The sequence below is a fragment of the Citrobacter sp. MGH104 genome (assembly GCF_001034485.1).
Classification (GTDB): Bacteria; Pseudomonadota; Gammaproteobacteria; order Enterobacterales; family Enterobacteriaceae; genus Citrobacter; species Citrobacter freundii.
In genome coordinates, this window is sequence record NZ_KQ089819.1 from 263,418 (window position 1) to 287,594 (window position 24,177).

Genomic DNA, 24,177 nt, shown 5'->3' on the forward strand with positions numbered 1-24,177 from the left:
ACCTCATTATTTCTGATTCATACTGCCAGAGAGAATGCAGAACACGCCCATCAGGTCAGCGTGACGGATAGTAATCTCCGTCTTTTCATTCACTTTGGGTTTCGCATGATACGCAATGCCCAGCCCGGCCGTTTTGATCATCGGCAGATCGTTGGCACCGTCGCCGATCGCCACCGTCTGCGCCATCGGGATCTCATATTCTTGCGCCAGGCGGGTCAGAGTACTGGCTTTGTACTGCGCATCGACGATATCGCCGATCACGTTGCCAGTAAATTTACCGTCCATGATCTCCAGCTCATTCGCCACAGCTGCCGTCAGGCGCAGCTTGTTACGCAGATAATCGGCAAAGAAAGTAAACCCGCCGGAAGCGATAGCCACTTTCCAGCCAAGCGTTTCCAGTTTTAACACCAACTGAGTCAGGCCTGGCATTAGCGGCAATGTTTCGCGCACCTGGTGCAGAATATTGGCATCAGCGCCCTTCAGCGTCGCCACGCGGCTGCGCAGGCTGGCGGTAAAGTCCAGCTCGCCGCGCATTGCGCGTTCGGTGACTTCGGCAACCATCTCGCCGGTTCCGGCCAGTTTAGCAATTTCATCAATGCATTCGATCTGGATAGCCGTTGAATCCATGTCCATCACCAGCAAACCCGGCGTGCGCAGATGCGGAATTTTACCCAGCGGCGCAACATCCAGTTTGGCGTCATGCGCCAGTTTTGCCGCACGCGGCGTTAACGAGCCCGCCAGACGAATTACCTGATAATCCTCAACGCACCACGCCGCCACGATCACCATCGCTGCGCCCAGTTTACTCTGGTATTGCGTTAACCGTTGTTTATCCAGCCCACGACCGTACAGCAGCCAGCCACTGCGGCCCGCGTGGTAATCCAGCGGCATCACTTCATCACCGCTTAAAGAGAGGGGCAGACCTGGCCACAGAGAGACATCTTCAGGTAGATCGCACCAGGTAATGTTAGGCATTAAAGCTCCTGTAAAATCGTTCGGGTCGGAATCATCAGGGGAAAATAACGCATGAGGCTACCCTGTAACCAGCGCTTCTGGCAACATTAAGTCTCAAATTTTCAGCAGGTGGAATATGGCTCGCACAAAACTGAAATTCCGACTTCATCGTGCAGTGATTGTATTGTCCTGCCTTGCGCTGCTCGTCGCGCTGATGCAGGGGGCTTCCTGGTTTAGTCAAAGCCACCAGCAGCAGCGTAATCCGCAGCTCGAAGAGCTGGCCCGCACGCTAGCCCGTCAGGTCTCGCTGAACGTCGCCCCGCTGATGCGTACTGAAACGCCGGATGAAAAGCGTATTAAGGCGGTGCTCACGCAGTTGACGGAGAGTAGCCGTATTCTGGACGCAGGCGTGTACGACGAACAGGGAGACCTGATTACGCGCACCGGTGAGAGCGTCAATGTTCGTGACCGTCTGGCGCTCGACGGCAAAAAAGCCGGGGGCTATTTTAACCAGCAGATTGTCGAACCCATTCAGGGAAAAAATGGTCCGCTGGGCTATCTGCGACTGACGCTGGATACCCACACTCTTGCCACTGAAGCCAAGCAGGTGGATAACACCACCAACATCTTACGCCTGATGCTGCTACTGTCACTGGCAATCGGTGTAGTGCTGACCCGCACCTTATTGCAAGGTAAGCGTACCCGCTGGCAGCAATCTCCTTTCCTTCTCACTGCCAACAAACCGGTGCAGGAAGAAGACAACGAGAAGATAGAATAAAAGCTGTAAAAACTGTAAAACAGAAGGGAAATCAACCATGACAACACTACGCCTGCTTATCTCAGACTCTTACGATCCGTGGTTTAACCTCGCGGTCGAAGAATGCATTTTTCGCCAGATGCCCGCCACGCAGCGCGTTCTGTTCTTGTGGCGTAACGCCGATACGGTGGTAATTGGCCGGGCGCAAAACCCGTGGAAAGAGTGTAATACACGCCGCATGGAAGAAGACAACGTGCGGCTCGCCAGGCGCAGCAGCGGTGGCGGCGCGGTGTTCCATGACTTAGGCAATACCTGCTTTACCTTTATGGCTGGTAAGCCGGAATATGACAAAACCATCTCCACCGCGATCGTCCTCAATGCGCTGAATTCGCTGGGCGTAGAAGCTGATGCCTCCGGGCGTAACGATCTGGTGGTGAAAACGCCGGACGGCGATCGCAAAGTTTCCGGCTCTGCTTATCGGGAAACGAAAGATCGCGGATTCCACCACGGCACGCTGCTGTTGAATGCCGATCTCAGCCGCCTGGCAAACTATCTCAATCCCGATAAAAAGAAACTTGCCGCCAAAGGCATCACTTCGGTTCGCTCGCGCGTAGCGAATTTGACCGAGCTGTTACCGGGCATCACTCATCAACAGGTCTGTCAGGCCATCACGGAAGCCTTTTTCGCCCATTATGGCGAACGCGTGGAGGCAGAAATTATTTCCCCGGATAACACACCGGATCTCCCCAATTTTGCCGAAACATTTGCCCGCCAGAGCAGTTGGGAGTGGAATTTTGGCCAGGCGCCTGCTTTTTCACATTTACTGGACGAACGTTTCACCTGGGGCGGCGTTGAGCTGCATTTCGACGTCGAAAAAGGCGTGATTACCCGCACCCAAGTCTACACCGATAGCCTCAATCCTGCGCCGCTGGAAGTACTGGCGGAACGACTACAGGGCTGCCAGTATCGCGCCGATATTTTACAGCAGACTTGTGAAGCGCTGCTTGCGGAGTATCCAGATCAGGAAAGCGAGTTGCGTGAGCTGGCTGCTTGGGTAGCGAAGGCCGTGCGTTAAGCGATTAGTAGCGAATTGCCGGATGGCGACTGCGCCTTATCCGGCCTACAAGACCGCTCCCGTAGGCCTGATAAGCGAAGCGCCATCAGGCATTAATAGTGGCATTCCCGTAGGCCCGGCCAGCGCAGCGCCTCCGGGCCACAACAAAACTTACTCTTTATCGCCCAGCAGAACGGATTCCAGTGCGATTTTGATCATGTCGTTGAAGGTCGTCTGACGCTCAGCGGCAGTGGTCTGCTCGTGGGTACGGATATGGTCGGATACGGTGCAGATGGTCAGCGCTTTCGCACCGAATTCCGCCGCCACGCCGTAGATACCCGCCGCTTCCATTTCCACGCCCAGCACGCCGTATTTTTCCATCACGTCGAACATTTCACCGTCCGGAGAGTAGAACAGGTCAGCGGAGAACAAGTTGCCCACACGAGCGTCTACACCCAGCGCTTTTGCCGCATCAACTGCGTTACGCACCATGTCGAAGTCAGCGATAGCTGCAAAGTCATGATCTTTAAAACGGATACGGTTAACTTTGGAGTCGGTGCAAGCGCCCATACCGATAACCACGTCACGCAGTTTAACGTCCATACGCACAGCGCCGCAGGAGCCTACGCGAATGATTTTCTTCACGCCGAAGTCGGTGATCAGCTCTTTGGTGTAGATGGAGCAGGACGGGATACCCATACCGTGGCCCATTACGGAAATCTTACGGCCTTTGTAAGTACCGGTGAAGCCTAACATGCCGCGAACGTTGTTCACTTCACGAACATCTTCGAGGAAAGTTTCAGCAATATGCTTTGCACGCAGCGGGTCGCCCGGCATCAATACAACGTCAGCGAAATCACCCATTTCTGCATTAATATGTGGAGTTGCCATCTTCAGTTCCTTTTATATTGTTGTTTTTGCCGGGTGGCGGCTGCACCTTACCCGGCCTACAAAACCGTAGGCCCGGTAAGCAAAGCGCCACCGGGCAATTGCATCAGAGCATATTTTTACCGTAGTCCATCGGCGACGTACCAAAGTAGCTCGCCAGCGTCTGACCGATATCCGCGAAGGTTTCACGGTGACCTAAAGAACCAGGTTTCACTTTCGGGCCGTAAACCAGTACCGGAATGTGTTCACGGGTATGGTCAGTGCCGGTCCAGCTTGGGTCGCAGCCGTGGTCAGCGGTCAGGATCAGAATGTCATCTTCACCCACCAGCTCCATCAGCTCAGGCAGACGGCGGTCGAACAGTTCCAGGCCCGCAGCATAACCGGCGATATCGCGACGATGTCCCCAGGAAGAGTCGAAATCAACGAAGTTGGTGAAGACAATGGTCTTATCACCGGCTTCTTTCATCTCTTTGATGGTGGCGTCGAACAGCGCGTCCAGACCGGTGGCTTTCACTTTTTTGGTGATGCCGCAGTTAGCGTAGATATCCGCGATTTTACCGACGGAAACCACGTGACCGTCTTTCTCGTCGACCAGTTTCTGCAACACGGTCGGTGCTGGCGGCTCAACGGCCAGGTCGTGACGGTTACCGGTACGCTGGAAGTTACCGGCTTTATCACCGATAAACGGACGGGCGATAACACGACCGATGTTGTAACCACCTTCGGTCAGCTCTTCACGGGCGATTTCGCACAGCTCATAGAGCTTATCCAGGCCAAAAGTCTCTTCGTGGCAGGCAATCTGGAACACGGAGTCAGCGGAGGTATAGAAAATCGGCTTGCCGGTTTTCATATGCTCTTCACCCAGTTGATCCAGGATCACGGTACCAGAAGAGTGGCAGTTGCCGAGGTAGCCCGGCAGGTTGGCACGTTTTACCAGTTTATCCAGCAGTTCTTGCGGGAAGCTGTTTTCATGATCGGAGAAATATCCCCAGTCAAACAGAACCGGAACACCCGCGATTTCCCAGTGGCCAGACGGCGTGTCTTTCCCGGAAGAAAGTTCATGCGCCCATGCGTAGGCACCAATCACTTCCGCGTTGCCGTCCATGCCAGCAGCAATTTTACCAGTAGAACCTTCGTGAGCTTTCACCAGGCCCAGACGGGTCAGGTTAGGCAGATTCAGTGGACCTTTGCGACCATTGTCAGCTTCACCTTTCGCACAGGCTTCTGCAATGTGTCCCATAGTGTCTGAACCTACGTCGCCAAAGCGATCCGCATCTTCAGTCGCACCAATACCAAAGGAGTCCAGCACCATAATAAATGCACGTTTCATCTTGTTCTCCATACATCTGCGCCGCAAAAAAGCGATCAGATCAGTATACAGTTATTCGGTAATACGACGATAGACTGTCGGTGTAATTTCTGGCGCTTTATCGTCAAGGCTAATTGCCGCTTTGACCGCTTTCGCCGCTTCCTGCCAGCTGGCTTCGTCTTTGGCGTGGATCACCGCCAGTGGGCGCTGTCCGTCTACGCTGTCGCCCAGACGCGCCATATCGCTAAAGCCAACGCTGTAATCAATGGTGTCCGATGCCTGACGACGACCGCCACCCATGGAAACAACCGCCATTCCCAGCGCACGGGTATCCATCGCGCTGACAAAGCCTTCGGTATCAGCATATACCGCTTTGCTGAGCATTGCCGTCGGCAGGTACTTCGCATAATTTTCGACGAAATCGGTCGGGCCTTTTTGCGCCGCCACCATGCGACCAAAAATCTCTGCTGCTTTGCCGTTATCCAGCACCGTCTGCAATTTCGCACGGGCTTCGGCGTCATCTTTCGCCAGGTTGCCGGAGATCAGCATTTCCACGCACAGCGCCATGGTGACGTCTAACAGACGTGGATTGCGGTATTCACCGGTCAGGAACTGCACCGCTTCGCGGACTTCGACCGCGTTACCTGCGCTGGAGGCCAACACCTGGTTCATATCAGTTAACAGCGCGGTGGTACGTACACCCGCACCGTTTGCCACGCCGACAATCGCTTCAGCAAGGGCTTCAGAAAGCTCGTAGGTCGGCATAAAAGCACCGCTGCCCACTTTCACATCCATCACCAGCGCATCCAGCCCTTCCGCCAGTTTTTTCGCCAGAATGGAACCGGTAATCAGCGGGATGGAATCCACCGTCGCGGTAATATCGCGGGTGGCATAAAAACGTTTATCCGCCGGTGCGAGCGAGCTGGTTTGCCCAATAATCGCCACACCCACGTCTTTAATAATTTCACGGAAACGCGCGTCGTCCGGGAAGATGTCAAATCCAGGAATCGCTTCCAGTTTATCGAGCGTACCGCCGGTATGCCCCAGGCCACGCCCGGAGATCATCGGAATATAGCCGCCGCACGCAGCAACCATCGGGCCTAACATCAGTGACGTTACGTCACCTACACCGCCGGTAGAGTGTTTATCCACAATCGGGCCGTTCAACTGCAGGCTTTTCCAGTCCAGCACGGTTCCTGAATCACGCATTGCCATGGTCAGCGAAACACGCTCAGGCATGGTCATATCGTGGAAAAAAATGGTCATCGCCAGGGCGGCGATTTGCCCTTCAGAAATGGTATTGTCGCGAATGCCATTGATAAAGAAACGAATTTCTTCATCGCTCAGCGTATGACCATCACGTTTTTTACGAATAATTTCTTGTGCGAGAAACACGGTAACCCCCAGGGGAAAAGAGTAGAAGGCCGTTGTAAGCCGGGTAAGCAACGCGCCACCCGGCAGTCGTCTTAACGCCGGATGGCGGCTGCGCCTTATCCGGCCTACGGGCTTAGTAGCTGCTTGCGCTCTTGCCGTCGCCGTGACCCAGCGCTTTCAGCAAGCTAGCCAGCAGGCTGGATGCGCCAAAACGGTAGTGACGAGAATCAGCCCAGTCAGCGCCAAACAGTTCATCGGCAATCGCCAGGAACTGCTGTGCATCTTCTGCAGTACGCACGCCGCCAGCCGGTTTGAAACCTACAGTTTTAGAAACACCCATGTCACGGATCACTTCCATCATGATGCGTGCGCTTTCCGGCGTCGCATTGACCGGCACTTTACCGGTAGACGTTTTGATGAAATCAGCACCGGCTTTGATGGAGATTTCAGACGCTTTGCGAATCAGTGCTTCTTCTTTCAGCTCACCGGTTTCGATGATCACTTTCAGCAGCACGTTTGCCGCCGCACACGCGTCTTTGCAAGCTTTAACCAGATCAAAACCAATCTGCTCGTTACCGGCGATCAGCGCACGGTACGGGAACACCACGTCAACTTCATCGGCACCGTAGGCGATCGCCGCGCGGGTTTCCGCCAGCGCAATCTCGATGTCGTCGTTGCCGTGCGGGAAGTTGGTGACGGTTGCAATGCGGATATCCGGCGTACCCTGCTCTTTCAGAGTCTTACGCGCAATAGGGATGAAACGCGGATAGATACAGATTGCGGCAGTGTTGCCAACCGGGGTCTTCGCCTGATGACACAGCGCGATCACTTTTTCATTGGTGTCGTCGTCATTCAGGGTGGTCAGGTCCATCAGTTTCAGTGCACGCAGGCTGCTTGCTGTTAAATCGGTCATAACATTCTCCAACGGCATCGCCGTATAAAATTTCACCTTGCGAGTTTGTTAGTATTCTAACATCCGCTCGCTATTACACTTCGATATACATCACAGTTAATGAAAACCACATACAGATTTGCATTACTCTAATGAGATCTACTTCAAATAAATTACCTTTTCTAAAGGGATGCCGTGGCATCAGGCGCATCCGGATCAAAGGTTGTGGCGGCGTTGCTTTCTACAATGGCGTTACACCTTCGGGACAAAAAGGAATCAACGATGCCCACTTCAAGCGAACTCGCGCTGCAACAGCGTTGCCAACAAATCGTGACCAGCCCGGTGCTCAGCCCTGAGCAGAAACGCCACTTTCTGGCGCTGGAAGCTGAAAACGCGCTGCCTTATCCGCAACTACCTGCACAGGCACGTCAGGCGCTGGATGATGGGGTAATCTGCGATATGTACGAAGGTCATGCCCCGTTCAAACCGCGCTACGTTTTACCCGATTACGCGCGTTTTCTGGCCAATGGTTCATCGTGGCTGGAGCTGGAAGGCGCCAGCGATCTTGATGATGCGTTATCCTTACTCACCATCCTGTACCACCACGTTCCGTCAGTGACGTCGATGCCGGTTTATCTCGGCCAGCTCGATGCGCTGCTGCAACCGTATGTTAGAATTCTAACACAAGAAGAGATCGATATTCGAATAAAACGTTTCTGGCGTTATCTCGACAGAACCCTGCCAGACGCGTTTATGCATGCCAATATCGGCCCCGCCGATACTCCAGTTACCCGTGCAATTTTACGCGCAGATGCAGAGTTAAAGCAGGTTTCGCCTAATCTGACATTCATTTATGACCCGCAAATCACACCTGACGATCTGCTGCTCAGCGTGGCGAAAAATATCTGCGAGTGCAGTAAGCCGCATATTTCCAATGGCCCTGAAAATGATAAAATTTTCACAAAATGTCAGTATGGCGTCGTCAGCTGTTACAACTCTTTGCCGCTCGCCGGGGGTGGTAGCACGCTGGTCAGGCTTAATCTGAAAGCCATCGCAGAGCGCAGCGCCTCTGTCGATGACTTCTTTACGCGCACCCTACCGCACTATTGCCAACAGCAAATCGCCATCATTGATTCACGATGTGAATTCCTTTATGAAAAATCACATTTCTTTGAGAATAGCTTCCTCGTGCAGGAAGGGTTGATTGATCCCGAACGTTTTGTGCCTATGTTCGGCATGTATGGTCTGGCGGAGGCGGTGAATCTACTGTGCGATAAGGCGGGACAAAATGCGCGCTACGGAAAAGATGAGTTCGCCAATCAGCTTGGCTATCGCATCAGCGCCCAATTGGCGGAGTTTGTCGAAAGCACCCCGGTGAAATATGGCTGGAAGCAGCGCGCGATGCTGCATGCACAGTCGGGGATCAGTTCTGACATCGGCACCACACCGGGTGCACGCCTGCCTTACGGCGATGAACCAGACCCGATCACTCATCTGCAAACCGTCGCGCCACATCACGCGTTTTATCACGCCGGGATCAGCGACATTCTCACGCTGGATGAAACCATCAAGCGCAATCCTCAGGCGCTGGTGCAGCTGTGCCTCGGCGCATTTAAAGCCGGGATGCGTGAGTTTACCGCCAACGTGAGCGGCAACGATCTGGTTCGCGTTACGGGTTACATGGTGCGTCTGTCGGATCTGGAAAAATATCGCGCCGAAGGTTCTCGCACCAACACCACCTGGCTTGGCGAAGAAGCAGCGCGTAATACACGCATTCTGGAACGACAACCTCGCGTGATTAGCCATGAACAGCAGATGCGCTTCGGTAAGTAAGATTATCCCTTTCTCCTGCGTCGACGGGCCGGGCAGTCGCCTGGCTCTGTTTCTGCAGGGATGTAATCTGCGCTGTAAAAATTGCCACAATCCGTGGACGATGGGACGCTGCAACGACTGCGGGGAGTGTGTGCTGCATTGCCCGCATGAGGCGCTGAGCCTGAGCGCGGGGAAAGTGTGGTGGCAGTCCGATTTGTGTCAGCAGTGTGACACCTGCCTTCATATGTGCCCCCAGCAGGCCACGCCGATGGCGCAGACCATGAGCGTTGATGAGGTGCTGCAGCATATTCGCAAGGCAGCACTGTTTATTGAGGGAATTACGGTCAGCGGCGGCGAAGCGACAACCCAGCTACCGTTTATTGTGGCGCTGTTTCGTGCGATCAAAACCGATCCGCAACTGCAATACCTGACCTGTATGGTCGACAGCAATGGCATGCTGAGCGAAACCGGCTGGCAGAAGCTGCTGCCGGTGTGCGACGGCGTAATGCTGGATTTAAAAGCCTGGGACAGCACGTGTCATCGTCAGTTGACCGGTCGCGATAACACGCTGATTAAACAAAGCATTACCTTTCTGTCCGGGCAAGGGAAACTTGCGGAACTGCGCCTGCTGGTTATCCCTATCCCTGGTCAGGTGGATTATCTACAGCATATTGATGCGCTGGCGGCGTTTATCAGAGGTTCAGGTGACGTGCCGGTACGGCTGAATGCCTTTCATGCGCACGGGGTGTATGGCGAAGCGAAGGACTGGCCGGGCGCCACGCCGGAGGATGTGGAACACCTGGCGCAAAGATTGCGCGAACGCGGGGTGGATAATTTGATTTTCCCGGCGCTGTACCTGTGATGGCCGGATGCGATGCAATAGCGCCGCATCCGGAATTCAAAAATCAAACAACGCCGTGGTATTACGATACAGCGCGTCAGCGATCACGTCCGCAGGTTCCGGGCGCAGTTCGCATAAGACGTCAAAGACTCTGACTACCTGCTCCGGGCGATTAGGCTGCCCCTGAAAGCCGTTGAGCGGCATATCCGGCGCGTCGGTTTCCAGCAACAGCGACTCCAGTGGCAGCTGCGCCATTACCTCGCGGGTTTTACTGGCACGCGGATAGGTAATGGTGCCGCCCACGCCAATTTTGTATCCCAGTTGCACAAAGCGTTCGGCCTGCTGCACGCTCCCGGAAAACCCATGCACCACGCCTGTTCGTGGCAAAGCATGGCGTTTAAGGTACATCGCCAGCTTGTCATGCGTGCGTCGCGAATGCAGGATCACCGGCAGTTCGTACCGCTTCGCCAGCTTAAGTTGCGCTTCCAGCACCCGCTCTTGCTTGTCGAATTGCGGAACGTCGCGATACAGATCCAATCCAATCTCACCTACCGCCACCAGCTTTTGTGGGCGCTTATCCAGCACCTGTTGCAACTGGTCCAGGCAGTCATCACTATGTTGTTCAATAACAATGGGATGTAGACCAAGCGCGGCAAATAATGGAGGATAATTTTCCGCTAACGCCAGTACACGGGAAAAATTCGCCGCCTGGGTGGCCGGAACGATAATGCTCTGTACACCAACCTCCGCCGCGCGCTGAATGCTGGCAGGTTCATCGCCGGTAAACGGCGGGAAATCAAAGTGACAGTGCGTATCGATAAAACGATAACTCACGCCAAATCCTCATTATTAAACGTTGTATCGTTGGCCTGAGGCGCATTGGCCACCACCGGCGCGTGGGCATCGTTGGCCACCGGCGCGGGAGGAACCACCACCGGTCCCGGCACCACAATCTTCGGCGTCTGACGAGGCAGCGGCACGTTTTTCCCCAGCAGTTTGCCGACGGTAGCGAGGAAGTAACGACCGCACAGGCGTCCGGTTTTGTAGTCTTCCCGCAAGGCCGGAATACGGCTTCCCAACGCCATGCTATGGAGCGGTTTGGGAGGGTAGATCTCAAAGATACGCAGCTTGCCCGGCGGTTTCTCAATAAAGCTCTGAATCGCGCGATAGGTGGCTTCATGGTGCTGCACCAGATTCAACAGTGGTTGCAGGCTGCTTTCGCCCAGCCAGCGTTCCATACGCTTGAACCACTGCGGGGTGTAATACATTTGCGAAGGCACAGTGCGGATAACCACCAGCGTTTTCGCCCCCTGCTTCGCCGCTTCCTGCACGGGAATGGCGTCGCTGACGCCCCCATCCAGGTAATTCACGCCGTCCAGCACAACCCCTGTGCGGTAGAACCCGGGAATCGCGCTGGAGGCACGAATAAGATCGAGCCAGTTTTGCCGGTTCGGCGAAAAATAGCCCGGCGTGTAGTCATCACCCCGACAGGCGCACATATAAAACGCTTTCCCCGCGGCAAACAAGCGCTCAGCGTTGTCCATCGCCAGCGGCATTTGGGACGAGGTCGAATCCACCAGCCAGTCGAGATCGATTAAGTTTCCCCCGCGCACAAAGCGCACCGGGTCAAAAAACTCACGTCGGGTAGTGTAACGCATGATGACTTTACGACCGTAACCGGGCTGGTTACAGAGATAAGCTGAAAGGTTTTGCGCACCAGCGGACGTCCCGTAGAAGAGATCAAAGGGATTGAACTGCGCGCGCATGAATTCATCCAGTACGCCTGCGGTGAAGATGCCTCTTTGTCCCCCGCCCTCGCACACCAGCGCCATACTGCCTGGTTGAAACGGACGTAACGATAACGGCGCGATATTACCGAGCGTGACGGGTATTCTCTGCCCCACCTCTGCCTTCCTGTTGTTTTTGTAATAGGACAACAAAGTAACGCAAATTGCCTGCAGCTAAAACCGTAAAAGCCAGTCCGCTGGACTGGCTCAGTAGCAAGTTATCTTTACGGTTTACGTACTAGGGTCGTTTACGCCCGGTAAACAGGCTGACCAGAAACAGAATGATACCCACCACAAAAACAATTTTCGCTGCGCCTGCAGCGGTACCCGCCAGTCCACCAAAACCCAGTGCAGCGGCAATTAACGCGATAACCAGAAATATGATGCCCCATCGAAACATATGCTTCTCCTTTACCATAGTTAATTTCACCGCTTGATATGAGCGCTCAGGCTACCCATCGGCGATATTTTCAGTGTGGTGCACAATACGCCTCCCGACAAACGTCAGGAGGGCGAATTAAGTCTAATTAGTGAGTTTTGAGATCGTTTTTGACGCTTTTCACGCCATCAATCGCTTTGGCGATGCTCTCAGCGCGATCGCTTTGAGCTTGTGAATCGACAGAGCCTGAAAGTTGCACAACGCCATCGGTGGTCTCAACTTTCACCTTGCGTGAAGGGACAATATCATCGGCCAGCAGCTTCGCTTTTACTTCACTGGTGATTGCCGTATCGCCCGCATAGCCTTTAACGGAGGTTTCTTTACTATCACGCACGTGCAGTTTGTCGCTAACGGAGGTCACACCCTCAACGCCTTTCGCCACTTTCACCGCTTCTTCAGCCTGCGCCTGGCTTTCAACAAAGCCGCTTAGCGTTACTACTTTCTGATCGGTCTTGACGGAAATATCGGTGCTCTTAATGCTATCGTGGTCCACCAGCGCGGCTTTTACTTTCGCGGTGATGGTGCTGTCATCCATGAAATTACCGACTTTGTTCATAGAGCTATCGACTTTCTGCCCCGCACTTTCGACGCCGGATTGCGCTTTATCCATCGTGGCGTTTTCTGCATAAGCAGAACCCGTTGCAACAGCGGAGGTCAGCATCACGGCCAGCAGCGTTTTAGAAATCTTAAGTCCTGTCATTGTCATCGATGTATTCCTGTATGTTTTGCTAAAAGCCAGGCTCTGCCGTTACACGGCCTGAACCAGCAACTAATTTTGTAAGTGGAATAAATATCAGCAATAGAAGCTGCAACAGGCAGCCTAAAAAGCATTAAACGCCGATATTTATGTCATCACATTGTTAAATATAGTTCAGGATTTCGTGATCGCTGCCCGAGTTGACTAAAAAACAGGCAAACAAAAGAAAAACGCGAGGTTTTAAGAACATTCCGCAAGGGATTTAAAAGACAGGAAAAGTTGCAGGGCACGGCGGATACCGTGCCCTGGAAGGTCGATTAGTGTTCGCGTGTTTTACGGAACTGAACGTCCGGGTAACGTTCCTGGGTGAGATTCAGGTTAACCATGGTTGGCGCGATATAGGTGAGGTTATCGCCGCCATCCAGCGCCAGCTGAATTTCGTTCTTACGCTTAAATTCTTCGAATTTCTTCACGTCAGAACATTCTACCCAGCGCGCAGTCGCCACGTTGACGGATTCATAAATCGCTTCAACGTTGTACTCACTCTTCAGACGTGAAACCACCACGTCAAACTGCAGCACACCCACCGCACCGACGATCAGATCGTTGTTGGCGATCGGACGGAATACCTGCACTGCACCCTCTTCTGACAGCTGAACCAGCCCTTTCAGCAGCTGTTTCTGCTTCAATGGATCCTTCAGGCGAATACGACGGAACAGCTCCGGCGCGAAGTTCGGAATACCGGTGAACTTCATCATTTCGCCCTGGGTAAAGGTATCGCCGATCTGGATAGTGCCGTGGTTATGCAGGCCGAGAATATCGCCCGGATACGCTTCTTCCACATGAGAACGGTCACCGGCCATAAAGGTGAGTGCGTCGGAGATCACCACGTCTTTACCAATGCGCACCTGGCGCATTTTCATGCCTTTCTCATACTTGCCGGATACCACACGCATGAACGCCACACGGTCACGGTGTTTCGGGTCCATGTTGGCCTGAATTTTAAACACGAAACCGGTGAACTTCTCTTCTGAGGCTTCGACGACGCGGGTGTCGGTTTTACGCGGCATCGGCGCAGGCGCCCACTCCACTAAGCCATCCAGCATATGGTCAACGCCGAAGTTACCCAACGCGGTACCGAAGAAGACCGGGGTGATTTCGCCCGCAAGGAACAACTCATGGTCGAACTCGTTGGACGCGCCCTGCACCAGCTCCAGCTCGTCGCGCAGCTGCTGCGCCAGGTCTTCACCCACGGCAGTATCAAGTTCCGGGTTGTTAAGACCTTTAACAACACGCACTTCCTGAATGGTGTGGCCTTTACCGGTCTGATACAGGTAAGTTTCATCTTTATAAAGGTGATAGACACCTTTGAACAACTTACCGCAGCCAATCGGCCAGGTGATCGGCGCACAGCCGATTTTCAGTTCGTTCTCAACTTCATCCAGCAGCTCCATCGGATCGCGGATGTCACGGTCGAGTTTGTTCATAAAGGTCAGGATCGGCGTATCGCGCAGACGGGTAACTTCCATCAGCTTACGGGTACGATCTTCAACGCCTTTTGCAGCATCGATAACCATCAGGCAGCAGTCCACCGCCGTCAGAGTACGATAGGTATCTTCGGAGAAGTCTTCGTGCCCCGGGGTGTCCAGCAGGTTCACCAGGCAGTCATGATACGGAAACTGCATCACAGAGGTGGTAATGGAGATACCACGTTGCTTTTCCATTTCCATCCAGTCAGATTTTGCATGCTGGCTGGAGCCACGGCCTTTTACCGTACCGGCGGTCTGAATGGCCTGTCCGAATAACAGTACCTTTTCAGTAATTGTCGTTTTACCGGCATCCGGGTGAGAAATAATGGCAAAAGTGCGGCGTTTGGCCACCTCTTGCAAATAAGGAGACAACGTCATAGTCAAATCTTCTTAGGTAAGCACGGCAACGGGCCGGGCAAGTTGAATACGAAAAATTGCGGCTATTTTACCCATCAACGGGGGGGAGGCAATCAGTGTTTACACAGGAGCTGCTCCAGTTCGCTTAATGACGCTACGGTCCAGGTCGGCTGAATGCCCGCTGGCTGCTCGCGGTGGTGCGTATTTAGCCAGCAGGTGGATAGCCCGGCGTTAATGCCGCCAAGAATATCGGACTCTGCGGTGTCACCCACCATTAGCACGCGAGAACGGTCAGGATTGCCCGCCTGCTCCAGCGCATGGTCAAAAATACGGGAATCAGGTTTTGCCACCCCAACCTGCTCAGAAATCACCAGCAGGTCGAAATAATCGCGCAGCCCCGTCCGCTCAAGGCGGATTTGCTGCAACGCGGTAAAGCCGTTAGTAATGATGCCGATTTTCGCTTTATCACGAATCGCATTGAGCAGAGAAACCGCCCCCGGCAACGGCGAGCAGATCTCCGCCATCGCATTGATGAATGCATCATTAAGCTGGCCCGGTTCAACCTTCAGGCGTTCGGCCCAGCTCTGAAAACGGGCATGCTGAAGTTGTAATGAGGTAATCGCGCCGTTTTGATAATCCACCCACAGCGGTTTATTCACGGCCTGGTAGTCCTGAAAATCTTCAGCGGTAAAGGTAATGCTATAGTCGAGAAACATCCGCTGTAAGCCGGTAAACGAGTCAAATGTAAACAGCGTTTCGTCGGCATCAAAGAAAATCCAGTCCCACTTCTTCATCATTACACCTTGTCTTACATGCTGATTGGCAACGCCATGATGATGGCGTCTTCGTGACCATCGGCCGTTGGATAATAATTGCGACGGATCGTCGCCTCGTTAAAGCCTAAGCTTTCGTACAATGCGATAGCGGCCGCATTCGAGGCGCGCACTTCAAGCCACAGCGTCAAAATGCCACGCTTTTCCAGCTCATCGATCAAATACTCCAACAGCTCACGCCCCAGCCCACGACGCTGAAAGTCAGGATCGACGGCAATATTGAACAGCGTAGCTTCATCCAGCACGACCTGCGTAATCGCAAAAGCCGCCATCACGTCATCCACTCTCAACTGAAAATTGAGGTAGCGATCGCCCTGGTTGCTGGCAAATGTTTTTTCACTCCACGGAAAAGCGTGGGCGCGTTTTTCAATATGAAATGCTGCGGGTAAATCAGTCGGTTCGAGGGAAGAAATCGTGTTCATATGCGCAGATTTGTTGCCATAACGCGGCGCGTGCCGCTGGGTTTTCCCGTAATTCATTAAACGCAGGACTCTCGACCTGAGCGCCCTCCAGCAGCAGCGGCTCTTCGGTTCCCAGCCGCCAGCTATTACAGCGACTGCCTTGCGGCAGCATGGCGACACGGTCAGGCGTCAGTTGTAAAACCTGATCCGGGCTGACGGTTAATGCGCGTAAAATATCGCTCATCAATGGTTCGGTTAGCTCGGGTAACTGTGCAGCAACCATCACCAAACGGACATGCGCAGGAATGGAAATCGCGATCTCGCCCTGCAGTGCGCCAGGACGACGCAACGACCATTGCGTAATGCCCAGTTGCTGTAACTGCCAGTCTCGTCGGGATGTCATAGCGAAACACTCCTGTCTATCAGGGGCGCAAATATAGCAAATTTGTCGAATCCGTGCCATCAAACAACTATAATCCCCCGCTGTACAATTTAAGGAGCATTCCATGTCTGCTTTTACCCCGGCAAGTGAAGTCTTGCTGCGCCACAGTGATGATTTCGAACAAAGCCGTATTCTGTTTGCCGGTGATTTGCAGGATGACCTGCCTGCCCATTTTGAAAGCGCCGCCAGCCGAGCGCACACTCAGCAACTTCACCACTGGCAGGTGCTTAACCGCCAGATGGGCGACAACGTCCGCTTCAGCCTCATCGCGCAGGCCGATGACGTTGCCGATAGCGATACGCTGATCTACTACTGGCCGAAGAATAAGCCGGAAGCCCAGTTCCAGTTGATGAACATTCTGTCGCTGTTACCGGTTGGCACCGATATTTTTGTTGTCGGTGAGAATCGCAGCGGCGTACGTAGCGCAGAGCAGATGCTGGCCGAATACGCACCGTTAAACAAAGTCGACAGCGCACGTCGCTGTGGCCTGTACCACGGTCGTCTGGAAAAACAGCCGGTCTTTGATGCAGAAAAATACTGGGATGAATACCAGACAGAAAATCTGACCATCAAAACGCTGCCGGGCGTCTTCAGCCGTGACGGCCTGGATGTTGGCAGCCAACTGCTGCTCTCCACGCTGACGCCGCACACCAAAGGCAAAGTGCTGGATGTCGGCTGTGGCGCAGGCGTTCTCTCCGTCGCCTTAGCCAGCCACTCGCCAAAAGTGCGCTTAACCCTGTGCGATGTTAGCGCCGCCGCCGTTGAAGCCAGCCGTGCAACGCTTGCAGCCAATGGCATTGAAGGTGACGTCATCGCCAGTAACGTCTTTTCTGACGTAACGGGCCGATTTGATATGATCATCTCCAACCCACCGTTCCACGACGGAATGCAGACCAGCCTTGATGCCGCGCAAACGCTGATTCGCGGCGCCGTGCGTCATCTGAACAGTGGCGGTGAACTGCGTATCGTGGCAAACGCCTTCCTGCCTTATCCGAAGGTTCTGGATGAAGTGTTTGGCTTCCACGAAGTTATCGCGCAGACCGGGCGCTTCAAGGTCTATCGCACCATCATGACGCGCCAGGCGAAAAAAGCCTAACCGCTGTAGGCCAGATAAGGCGTTTACGCCGCCATCTGGCGTGACACCGAGCAACGCCGGATGGCGCTATCGCTTATCCGGCCTGCATAAAACGCCAAAGCCGAAGAAACGCCTTTTTTTTCGGCAATCACGTTAAGTTCGATAATTAACAGTTGACGCCCTGCATAAAATCTCTAGAATTCGCCTCCGTGGTAACGATACTTTTTGAGTGTCGATGGTATGCGAAGGTGGCGGAATTGGTAGACGCGCTAGCTTCAGGTGTTAGTGTCCTTTCGGACGTGGGGGTTCAAGTCCCCCCCCTCGCACCATAATCCACGTTGATATTGCTCGCACTGGGCGAAGGTGGCGGAATTGGTAGACGCGCTAGCTTCAGGTGTTAGTGTCCTTAGGATGTGGGGGTTCGAGTCCCCCCCCTCGCACCAACGAGGCGATATCAAACAAATAAGATGACTGTGCGAAGGTGGCGGAATTGGTAGACGCGCTAGCTTCAGGTGTTAGTGTCCTTAGGATGTGGGGGTTCGAGTCCCCCCCCTCGCACCAATTATCTTATTTCCCTCTCGATTTCCTTCTCTAGTTTTGTTCATCCCTGATTCCAGTTCATTATTACCAGAACAATGCCACCAATCAGCGCCGCGCATGAAGGTAACAAAACAAAGTGCCGTAAACGCTTGTGGTACAACATGAGCGAAGTCAGTAGTAATCCTAATACAATCATCACCTTCCATACGTAGACCGACAGCTCGCTATATGCCATCCCGGCAATCAGCATTCCCGGCAGCAGAACACCCCATCCACTGCCCAGCGTACGTTGCAACATGATTCCACCTATGACACTGATAATGATAACCAATATCATATGATAAAATTTCTCATTTGTCAGCCGTGAAGCACTATCAATTATATGAGTTTTACTTAACGATTGATGACATGAATAACCCAAGGTGATAAATTGCTCACCGGTTAGCTCTTCAACTAAAAACAATAAAAACCTCTGCGAATGATACCCCGTTCGTTATTTGTTTTATTTACCAACACACCTTCGTACATTGCAGATAACTAACAATATTTACCTATGACAGTACAATCCTGGCGAACTCTGCGCACCAAAAAATACCAACTCTCTTTACGACTGTTTCTGCTGCTCAACGCAGTCTCCGCGCTGTTTACGCTTTTTTTCCCACTGTTTGCGGTCAAAGCCTTATCAGTATCGGCGTTGCTGATACTGGTGATGAGTACACTGCTGCTGGTATGGCATGGGAAATACGCAGATAAAAGAATTAATCTCCCTTTTATTTCAATCGTTTTTGGCTTGTTATGGGCGTTACACATATTATTGAAATATAATGCTTTAGGTCAGAATGATTATTATTTCCTGTTAATAGCGCTTCTCAGCGTACTGTTTATTGGCTCTATCGCTTTTGCCAATAATATCATCGCGTTTACGCTCCACTCACTCCCCTCCGTCGCCGTTTGTTTATGGCTTAACGGCAGCGAGCATGGTTTGCGGATTTTCTATTTTATGGCGCTGCCTATGGCAGGTATCGCCATCCAGCATGTGATACAAAAGCGCTACGATGGGTTCGCTCAGCAACTGATGTACAAACTGCTGGAAGAACGAGAAACCCTGAACGGGCTCAGCATGCTCGACCCGCTAACCGGTTTGTATAATCGCCGGGGGCTGCAACACCGGCTCGATACGCTGTTGGCCCTAAGTAATTCGAGACACTTCGTTCTGCTGCTGGATATCGACCATTTCAAATCCTATAACGATCATTACGGACATATGATGGGCGACCAGGCGTTGATCCGTGTTTCTGCCGCCATCCGAGACTCCGTCCGCTCCAGGGATGTGGTGGCGCGTTTTGGCGGTGAAGAGTTTATGATTTTGCTGACCGCAGTCGATCCACAGCAGGCCCAGGCTGCCGCCGAACGTATCCGCCAGAAAGTGTACGACCTTAAAATCCCTCACATGTTTAATGAGAGCGTGGCAACCAACGTAACCGTCAGTATCGGCATTGCACCTCTGGTCGAACAGGATATTGATGCTGCTATTGCCAAAGCGGATAAAGCCCTTTACGAGGCCAAGAATCTTGGGCGTAACAATACTCTGGTCAGCGATGAGCTACGGGTAAACTGCCCTTCTACCTGAGTTTTCTGTGCGGTGCCACCCGAGATGGCGACAAAGATCTTGCTATCGCTTAACACCAATTATAGGATTAGCAATCATTATCATTAAGATTAACATCCTTATATCGACATGGCTTATCGTTCCGCACCGATCGTTGAAGATGTCATCTGGCGTAGCCATCTCCCCTCAGAGATGCCCTCGCTGGCTGCTGCCGTACGCGCAACGATAGCCAAAACTCGCGAGCACTTGCTGGACTTCATTCGTCTTGACGAAACGCCTGTGCCAGGTGCAATGACGCTGCATGAATGGACGCAACCGACGACGCTAAGTTCATTGCTCGCTGTTTATTCAGACCATATCTATCGCAACCAGCCCACGCTGCCCCGCGAAAATAAGCCCCTGATATCTCTTTGGGCGCAATGGTATATCGGCCTGATGATGCCTCCGTTAATGGTGGCCCTGCTGACGCAAAAAGAGGCTATAGACGTCTCTCCTGAACACATGCACGTAGAATTCCACGAAACGGGCCGAGCAGCCTGCTTCTGGATCGATGTCCATCAGGATCATCTGGCTACAGCCCTGTCTCCTCAACAACGCATGGAAACGCTGATTCTCTCAGCGCTAACGCCGGTTGTGCAGGCGCTGGAAGCAACGGGTGAGATCAACGCAAAGCTTATCTGGAGCAACACCGGATACTTAATTCACTGGTATTTAACGGAAATGAAGCCGTTGTTAGGTGAAGAACTGCTGACCACGCTGCGCCAGACCTGCTTTTTTGAGAAACAACTTTCCTGCGGTCAGGATAATCCTCTATGGCGTACCGTTGTTCCGCGTGAAGGGCTGTTAGTGCGCAGAACCTGCTGCCAACGCTATCGCCTGCCTGACGTTCAGCAATGCGGAGACTGCACGCTGAAGTAAGCGAGGAGCCGTAGCCCCTCGCCAGATATTTATGCAACCTGCTGGTTTTCCTCTTCCATACGCTGCGCTTCTTCTTTTTCCTGCGCTAATAACTGCTTTTCGTAGACCTTAAAGAACGGGAAGTAGATAACGGCCGATACCAGCGCCAACAGCACCACCAGGATAGCCGCACGATAATCCCAACCTAACGCCCATGCGGCGCCAACCGGTGCCGGGGCCGTCCAGGGAACCACTGAAATTACCCGCCCAATTAAATCCAGTTTCATCGCCGCCCACGCCAGTACCGCATTCACCATCGGAGCCAGCAGGAAGGGGATAAAAAACACCGGGTTCATGACAATCGGCGTACCGAATATCACCGGTTCGTTAATATTAAAAATGCTGGGGACCACGCTCAGACGCCCAATCGAGCGTAGATGAGCGGAACGACTCCGCAGATAGCAAATCACCAACCCCATCGTCGCGCCGGAACCACCAACCACAATGAAGAATGTCCAGAACGCTTCCATAAAGATATGCGGCAACGGCGCACCCTGCGCCAGCGCCGACTGGTTCATCCCGAGATTGGTGAGCCAGAACATTTGCAGCATTCCCGACACAATAGCCGCGCCGTGAATACCGGCAAACCACAGCAGATGGCCGATCAATACCGCCAGCAGGATCGCCGGGAGAGAATCTGCAGCCGACACCAGTGGTTTGAAAATGGCCATAATGGCCTGCGGGATCAGCATGTCAAACTGCGACTGTATCACCAGGCTTAGCGGGTACAACGTTAGCACCACCACCAGCACCGGGATCAGCAGATCGAAAGAGTTTTTGATCATCGGAGGCACCTGATCGGGTAAACGGATGCCAATGTTGTGCGCCTTCAGGAAGCGCATCATTTCAACGCAGTAAATGGCTACCAGGATGGCGGTGAAAATCCCCGTTCCTCCCAGACTATCAACCGGCATCGTGCCTTTGGTTTTTGGCGCGGCAATCAGCAAAAAAGCCATGATTGATAGCATCGCACACATAAACGGATCTAACTGATACGACTTCACATAGTGCTTGCCCAGGTTATAAGCAATAGCCGCACATATGTAGACCGACATGATCCCCATCGTCATATCAAACGGTGTGAGGATTTGGCCTTCAAACTGTTTTGCCAAATCCAGCCACGCACGGGCGAATCCCCAGGTGGTATCCGGAGAAAACGGCGGATAGGCAAAAACCAGCAGAAAAGAGCCTACAATCATAAAAGGCATCGCCGAAATAAAACCGTCACGAATAGCCATGACATGACGTTGTGAAGAGATGCGCCCGGCAACAGGGCTAACATAGTTTTCAACAAAGCGGAAAATCACGTTAAACACAGCATGGTTAGTAGACATAGCCGTTCTCCCGTTGTGCAAAACCTTGCAACCGTGTTGGCATCAACACCACCACGTAAATCCCATTACCACTTTTCGCAACCGTGCCGGGGGGAACACCAGCACTACCGCTATTCGAGTTAAGTTTCATAGATGGCTCTTATTATGTGATACAGAGGAAGTGACAACTTCAGTATTAATCGTCATTTCAGCATTCTGCAACCGGTTACTGTAACCGGTTTCTTTGATTGTGAAGACGATCGAAAAACTGCTAATGTTGCTATATTGTTACAATAAAATATTTACAGTGCGGTTGCCCCTATGACAAATTACATCCTGCATGTTTTCTGCTGTGAAGGGTTATCTGTAAGCGATAGGGAGAGAAGAATGAGTTTGCAATCAGTACGTCAATTCCTGGCGCAACATGCACCAGATATTGAGATTATCGAATTAGATCAGAGCACAGCAACCGTTGATCTGGCAGCAAAAGCCCATAACGTTGAACCTGGCCAGATAGCGAAAACACTTTCGCTAAAGGTGAAGAACGACATCATCCTGGTCGTGGCAAAAGGTGATGCCCGACTGGATAATAAAAAGCTAAAGAGTACGTTCGGTGCCAAAGCCCGTATGTTGAGTAGTGATGAGGTCGTGAGCGCGACGGGGCATCCCGTTGGCGGCGTTTGCCCCTTCGGATTAGAAACACCGATTTCAGTGTACTGTGATGTTTCTCTGAAGCACTACGCTGAAGTGTTGCCTGCCGCAGGTGCCATCCACAGCGCGGTTCGCATCACGCCTGAGAGGATGGCTGAACTGACTTCTGCCACCTGGGTTGACGTGTGTCAGTAATGCTTCACGCGCCAAATCGGCGACCAAACCCGGCACAAAGCACGTCAACGTTGCCTGTCACGAAGCCGCCTGCATAAAAGGCGCTGGCTCGCCAGCACGCAGGTACAGCAGGATATCGGCAGCATCCAGTAACCCGGCATCTGAGCTTACTCCCAGTTTGGACATCACATTAAATTTGTGTGCCCGAATGGTTTTAATGTTCCGTTCAAGCTGAGCGGCAATCTGTGGCATCGAATAGCCATTTGACATAAAGCGCAGTATTTCTCGTTCTGTCGGACTGAGCATGCGGCTTTGATTAATATACCAATGGTTTTTCGTGCTTTCGGTTCCTCGGCTTGGGCTGCTTAACGCCGTTAATAAAGCGTCCTGTAGCACCGTTAACGAAGAAGCTTTACTCACAACGCCATCCAGCGGCAAGGGGGACAAGGAGCCAATTAAACGCGCTTCAGCGTCATCATCGGCAATCACCACGCGGCGAATCCGTGGAAAATTTATCGCCAGTTCCGTTAAATAGGCCAACCCAGCTCTGCGATCGCTTCTGATTGCAGAGAGAGAAAAAATAACTGCCGAAAACGACATCTTTAACATTGCCTGACTAAAAGTGGGCCGGCTAGAAAAGAGATGAAGTTTATATTGGTCATCTGGCATGGTATTAAATAAACTATTAATACCTACACTGCTCATTGTACACTTTTCTACCAGTGCAACGTTTCTTTTGATGACTCTGCTTTCCATTCCGTGGTTTCTCCATAAACTGAAGGTAAATTAAGTTCTCGCGATCCTTGAGAACTATTTATCCAGGCATACATTTCTGCATTGCTATTTATCGACAAGCGACGCATAGCGCTATTCTTTTGGGCACTGATTGTTTTATTGCTTTTCTTCAGCAACATCGCAATCTGATTAATTCCCCAGCCTTTCCCAAGGAGGCGCAGCACTTTCCTTTCAGAGAGAGTGAGGACTATTGAGCGCGCGCTATGATCTAACAATTGCGGCATGGCAGGTGGAGAAAGTAGTGTCTTACTTATTCTTTCTGCTCGCGCATTTCCTGCGTGAATGACGCTCACTAAACTTTCTATCGGCTCTGCATCAGAGAGCAGCGAACTGACAGGACACATCAGTAGCTCAATAGCCAAAGGATAAAAAATACGAGAGACGAGAAAGACCCAGTGAATATCACGGTATTGAGATAATAAAGAATAATATTGTTCGCAGACTGAACGAGGATAATTGCAGTCTCCAGTTAAATCAGCAATCACCAAATCAGCGTACCGTAGTTGTAATAATGTTAGCTCTTCAACAGAACGACAGTATGTGAGTTCGTAATCGGCAAACTGCGCCTGTATTATACCTTTAAGCCCGGTCTGTATAATCGGTGATTTACTAATAATAATTGCGTTTTTGCAGCGTCCTTGCAACATATCCCCTCCACACTCACCAGTCCGTAATCGTACTTAATTCAGTTCTCCCG

26 protein-coding genes and 3 tRNA genes are annotated in these 24,177 nt (G+C 52.4%); 11 read left to right on the forward strand and 18 right to left on the reverse strand.

Going from position 1 to position 24,177, the window contains the following annotated elements; genetic code table 11:
* Nucleotides 1-6 precede the first annotated feature (6 nt).
* Entirely contained in the window at nt 7-975 is a 969-nt protein-coding gene (serB, locus tag SK34_RS19570; protein ID WP_003019027.1) for a phosphoserine phosphatase, read from the reverse strand.
* Nucleotides 976-1,090: 115 nt separating this feature from the next.
* Between serB and SK34_RS19575 the strand changes: the two genes are divergently transcribed.
* The gene (locus tag SK34_RS19575) at nt 1,091-1,732 is read left to right on the forward strand and encodes a YtjB family periplasmic protein (protein WP_003837287.1); all 642 of its coding nucleotides are present in this window, start codon (nt 1,091-1,093) and stop codon (nt 1,730-1,732) included.
* Nucleotides 1,733-1,769: 37 nt separating this feature from the next.
* Nucleotides 1,770-2,786 carry a lipoate--protein ligase gene (gene lplA, locus SK34_RS19580; RefSeq protein ID WP_003845628.1) on the forward strand — a complete coding sequence of 339 codons (1,017 nt, stop codon included), beginning with the start codon at nt 1,770-1,772 and terminating at the stop codon, nt 2,784-2,786.
* A 150-nt stretch (nt 2,787-2,936) separates the two neighbouring features.
* On the opposite strand, the gene deoD is transcribed toward lplA, so the two are convergent.
* From deoD to deoC, 4 genes are all read right to left on the reverse strand, one after another.
* Complete coding sequence (gene deoD / locus SK34_RS19585; protein ID WP_000224864.1) at nt 2,937-3,656, reverse strand: purine-nucleoside phosphorylase; 720 nt, start codon at nt 3,654-3,656, stop codon at nt 2,937-2,939.
* A gap of 103 nt (nt 3,657-3,759) precedes the next feature.
* Nucleotides 3,760-4,983: a phosphopentomutase gene (gene deoB, locus SK34_RS19590; RefSeq protein ID WP_003019037.1), complete on the reverse strand. Its 1,224-nt coding sequence runs from the start codon at nt 4,981-4,983 to the stop codon at nt 3,760-3,762.
* A 51-nt stretch (nt 4,984-5,034) separates the two neighbouring features.
* Nucleotides 5,035-6,357, reverse strand: coding sequence for a thymidine phosphorylase (gene deoA, locus SK34_RS19595; RefSeq protein ID WP_003019040.1), 1,323 nt, complete (start codon nt 6,355-6,357; stop codon nt 5,035-5,037).
* A 112-nt stretch (nt 6,358-6,469) separates the two neighbouring features.
* Nucleotides 6,470-7,249 (reverse strand): deoxyribose-phosphate aldolase, encoded by a 780-nt coding sequence (gene deoC, locus SK34_RS19600; protein WP_003019042.1) that lies wholly within the window; start codon nt 7,247-7,249, stop codon nt 6,470-6,472.
* Between the two features lie 261 nt (nt 7,250-7,510).
* Between deoC and SK34_RS19605 the strand changes: the two genes are divergently transcribed.
* Both SK34_RS19605 and SK34_RS19610 read left to right on the forward strand, forming a co-directional pair.
* Nucleotides 7,511-9,061 (forward strand): YjjI family glycine radical enzyme, encoded by a 1,551-nt coding sequence (locus tag SK34_RS19605; protein ID WP_048233947.1) that lies wholly within the window; start codon nt 7,511-7,513, stop codon nt 9,059-9,061.
* Nucleotides 9,033-9,902, forward strand: coding sequence for a YjjW family glycine radical enzyme activase (locus tag SK34_RS19610; protein ID WP_048233949.1), 870 nt, complete (start codon nt 9,033-9,035; stop codon nt 9,900-9,902). Before SK34_RS19605 ends, SK34_RS19610 begins: the two co-directional genes overlap by 29 nt.
* A 36-nt stretch (nt 9,903-9,938) precedes the next feature.
* Here the strand turns inward: SK34_RS19610 and SK34_RS19615 are convergent, their stop codons facing one another.
* The 8 genes from SK34_RS19615 to holD form a co-directional block, all read right to left on the reverse strand.
* Nucleotides 9,939-10,715 (reverse strand): metal-dependent hydrolase, encoded by a 777-nt coding sequence (locus SK34_RS19615; protein ID WP_048233950.1) that lies wholly within the window; start codon nt 10,713-10,715, stop codon nt 9,939-9,941.
* Nucleotides 10,712-11,785 (reverse strand): patatin-like phospholipase family protein, encoded by a 1,074-nt coding sequence (locus tag SK34_RS19620; RefSeq protein WP_003837277.1) that lies wholly within the window; start codon nt 11,783-11,785, stop codon nt 10,712-10,714. The genes SK34_RS19615 and SK34_RS19620 overlap by 4 nt, the downstream gene beginning before the upstream one ends.
* 121 nt (nt 11,786-11,906) lie before the next feature.
* On the reverse strand, nt 11,907-12,068 hold the full coding sequence (locus tag SK34_RS24245; RefSeq protein WP_003019081.1) for a DUF1328 domain-containing protein: 162 nt from the start codon (nt 12,066-12,068) through the stop codon (nt 11,907-11,909).
* A 127-nt stretch (nt 12,069-12,195) separates the two neighbouring features.
* Nucleotides 12,196-12,813 (reverse strand): molecular chaperone OsmY, encoded by a 618-nt coding sequence (osmY, locus tag SK34_RS19625; protein ID WP_048216855.1) that lies wholly within the window; start codon nt 12,811-12,813, stop codon nt 12,196-12,198.
* Nucleotides 12,814-13,121: 308 nt separating this feature from the next.
* Entirely contained in the window at nt 13,122-14,711 is a 1,590-nt protein-coding gene (prfC, locus tag SK34_RS19630; protein WP_003019086.1) for a peptide chain release factor 3, read from the reverse strand.
* Between the two features lie 92 nt (nt 14,712-14,803).
* The gene (gene yjjG / locus SK34_RS19635) at nt 14,804-15,484 is read right to left on the reverse strand and encodes a pyrimidine 5'-nucleotidase (protein WP_003019088.1); all 681 of its coding nucleotides are present in this window, start codon (nt 15,482-15,484) and stop codon (nt 14,804-14,806) included.
* 14 nt (nt 15,485-15,498) lie between these two features.
* The gene (gene rimI / locus SK34_RS19640; protein WP_048219765.1) at nt 15,499-15,945 is read right to left on the reverse strand and encodes a ribosomal protein S18-alanine N-acetyltransferase; all 447 of its coding nucleotides are present in this window, start codon (nt 15,943-15,945) and stop codon (nt 15,499-15,501) included.
* A complete protein-coding gene (holD, locus tag SK34_RS19645) occupies nt 15,914-16,327 on the reverse strand; it encodes a DNA polymerase III subunit psi (RefSeq protein WP_003019094.1) in 414 nt (137 codons plus the stop codon). The genes rimI and holD overlap by 32 nt, the downstream gene beginning before the upstream one ends.
* A 103-nt stretch (nt 16,328-16,430) precedes the next feature.
* On the opposite strand from holD, the gene rsmC reads away from it, so the two are divergent.
* The 4 genes from rsmC (at nt 16,431) to SK34_RS19665 (ending at nt 18,002) form a co-directional block, all read left to right on the forward strand.
* Nucleotides 16,431-17,462, forward strand: a complete 1,032-nt coding sequence (gene rsmC, locus SK34_RS19650) for a 16S rRNA (guanine(1207)-N(2))-methyltransferase RsmC (RefSeq protein ID WP_003837251.1) — start codon at nt 16,431-16,433, stop codon at nt 17,460-17,462.
* A gap of 221 nt (nt 17,463-17,683) precedes the next feature.
* Nucleotides 17,684-17,770 (forward strand) — tRNA-Leu (locus SK34_RS19655).
* Between the two features lie 28 nt (nt 17,771-17,798).
* Nucleotides 17,799-17,884, forward strand: a tRNA-Leu gene (locus tag SK34_RS19660).
* A gap of 32 nt (nt 17,885-17,916) precedes the next feature.
* Nucleotides 17,917-18,002: transfer RNA gene (locus SK34_RS19665), tRNA-Leu, on the forward strand.
* 40 nt (nt 18,003-18,042) lie between these two features.
* Here SK34_RS19665 and SK34_RS19670 read toward each other — a convergent pair.
* Complete coding sequence (locus SK34_RS19670; RefSeq protein WP_072144002.1) at nt 18,043-18,279, reverse strand: DUF1435 domain-containing protein; 237 nt, start codon at nt 18,277-18,279, stop codon at nt 18,043-18,045.
* A 255-nt stretch (nt 18,280-18,534) separates the two neighbouring features.
* On the opposite strand from SK34_RS19670, the gene SK34_RS19675 reads away from it, so the two are divergent.
* Entirely contained in the window at nt 18,535-19,611 is a 1,077-nt protein-coding gene (locus SK34_RS19675) for a GGDEF domain-containing protein (RefSeq protein WP_003845616.1), read from the forward strand.
* Nucleotides 19,612-19,719: 108 nt separating this feature from the next.
* A complete protein-coding gene (gene fhuF, locus SK34_RS19680; RefSeq protein ID WP_003837247.1) occupies nt 19,720-20,508 on the forward strand; it encodes a siderophore-iron reductase FhuF in 789 nt (262 codons plus the stop codon).
* A 29-nt stretch (nt 20,509-20,537) separates the two neighbouring features.
* Here fhuF and SK34_RS19685 read toward each other — a convergent pair whose 3' ends face one another.
* Together SK34_RS19685 and SK34_RS24880 are read right to left on the reverse strand one after the other, a co-directional pair.
* Nucleotides 20,538-21,881 (reverse strand): PTS sugar transporter subunit IIC, encoded by a 1,344-nt coding sequence (locus tag SK34_RS19685; protein WP_003845615.1) that lies wholly within the window; start codon nt 21,879-21,881, stop codon nt 20,538-20,540.
* Entirely contained in the window at nt 21,871-22,011 is a 141-nt protein-coding gene (locus SK34_RS24880; protein WP_016149511.1) for a hypothetical protein, read from the reverse strand. Before SK34_RS24880 ends, SK34_RS19685 begins: the two co-directional genes overlap by 11 nt.
* A 236-nt stretch (nt 22,012-22,247) precedes the next feature.
* On the opposite strand from SK34_RS24880, the gene SK34_RS19690 reads away from it, so the two are divergent.
* Nucleotides 22,248-22,706 carry a YbaK/EbsC family protein gene (locus tag SK34_RS19690; protein WP_003019114.1) on the forward strand — a complete coding sequence of 153 codons (459 nt, stop codon included), beginning with the start codon at nt 22,248-22,250 and terminating at the stop codon, nt 22,704-22,706.
* 57 nt (nt 22,707-22,763) lie between these two features.
* Here SK34_RS19690 and bglJ read toward each other — a convergent pair whose 3' ends face one another.
* Nucleotides 22,764-23,441 (reverse strand): DNA-binding transcriptional activator BglJ, encoded by a 678-nt coding sequence (gene bglJ, locus SK34_RS19695; protein ID WP_048233952.1) that lies wholly within the window; start codon nt 23,439-23,441, stop codon nt 22,764-22,766.
* Complete coding sequence (locus tag SK34_RS19700) at nt 23,402-24,127, reverse strand: helix-turn-helix transcriptional regulator (protein ID WP_003019119.1); 726 nt, start codon at nt 24,125-24,127, stop codon at nt 23,402-23,404. Before SK34_RS19700 ends, bglJ begins: the two co-directional genes overlap by 40 nt.
* Nucleotides 24,128-24,177: the final 50 nt, after the last annotated feature.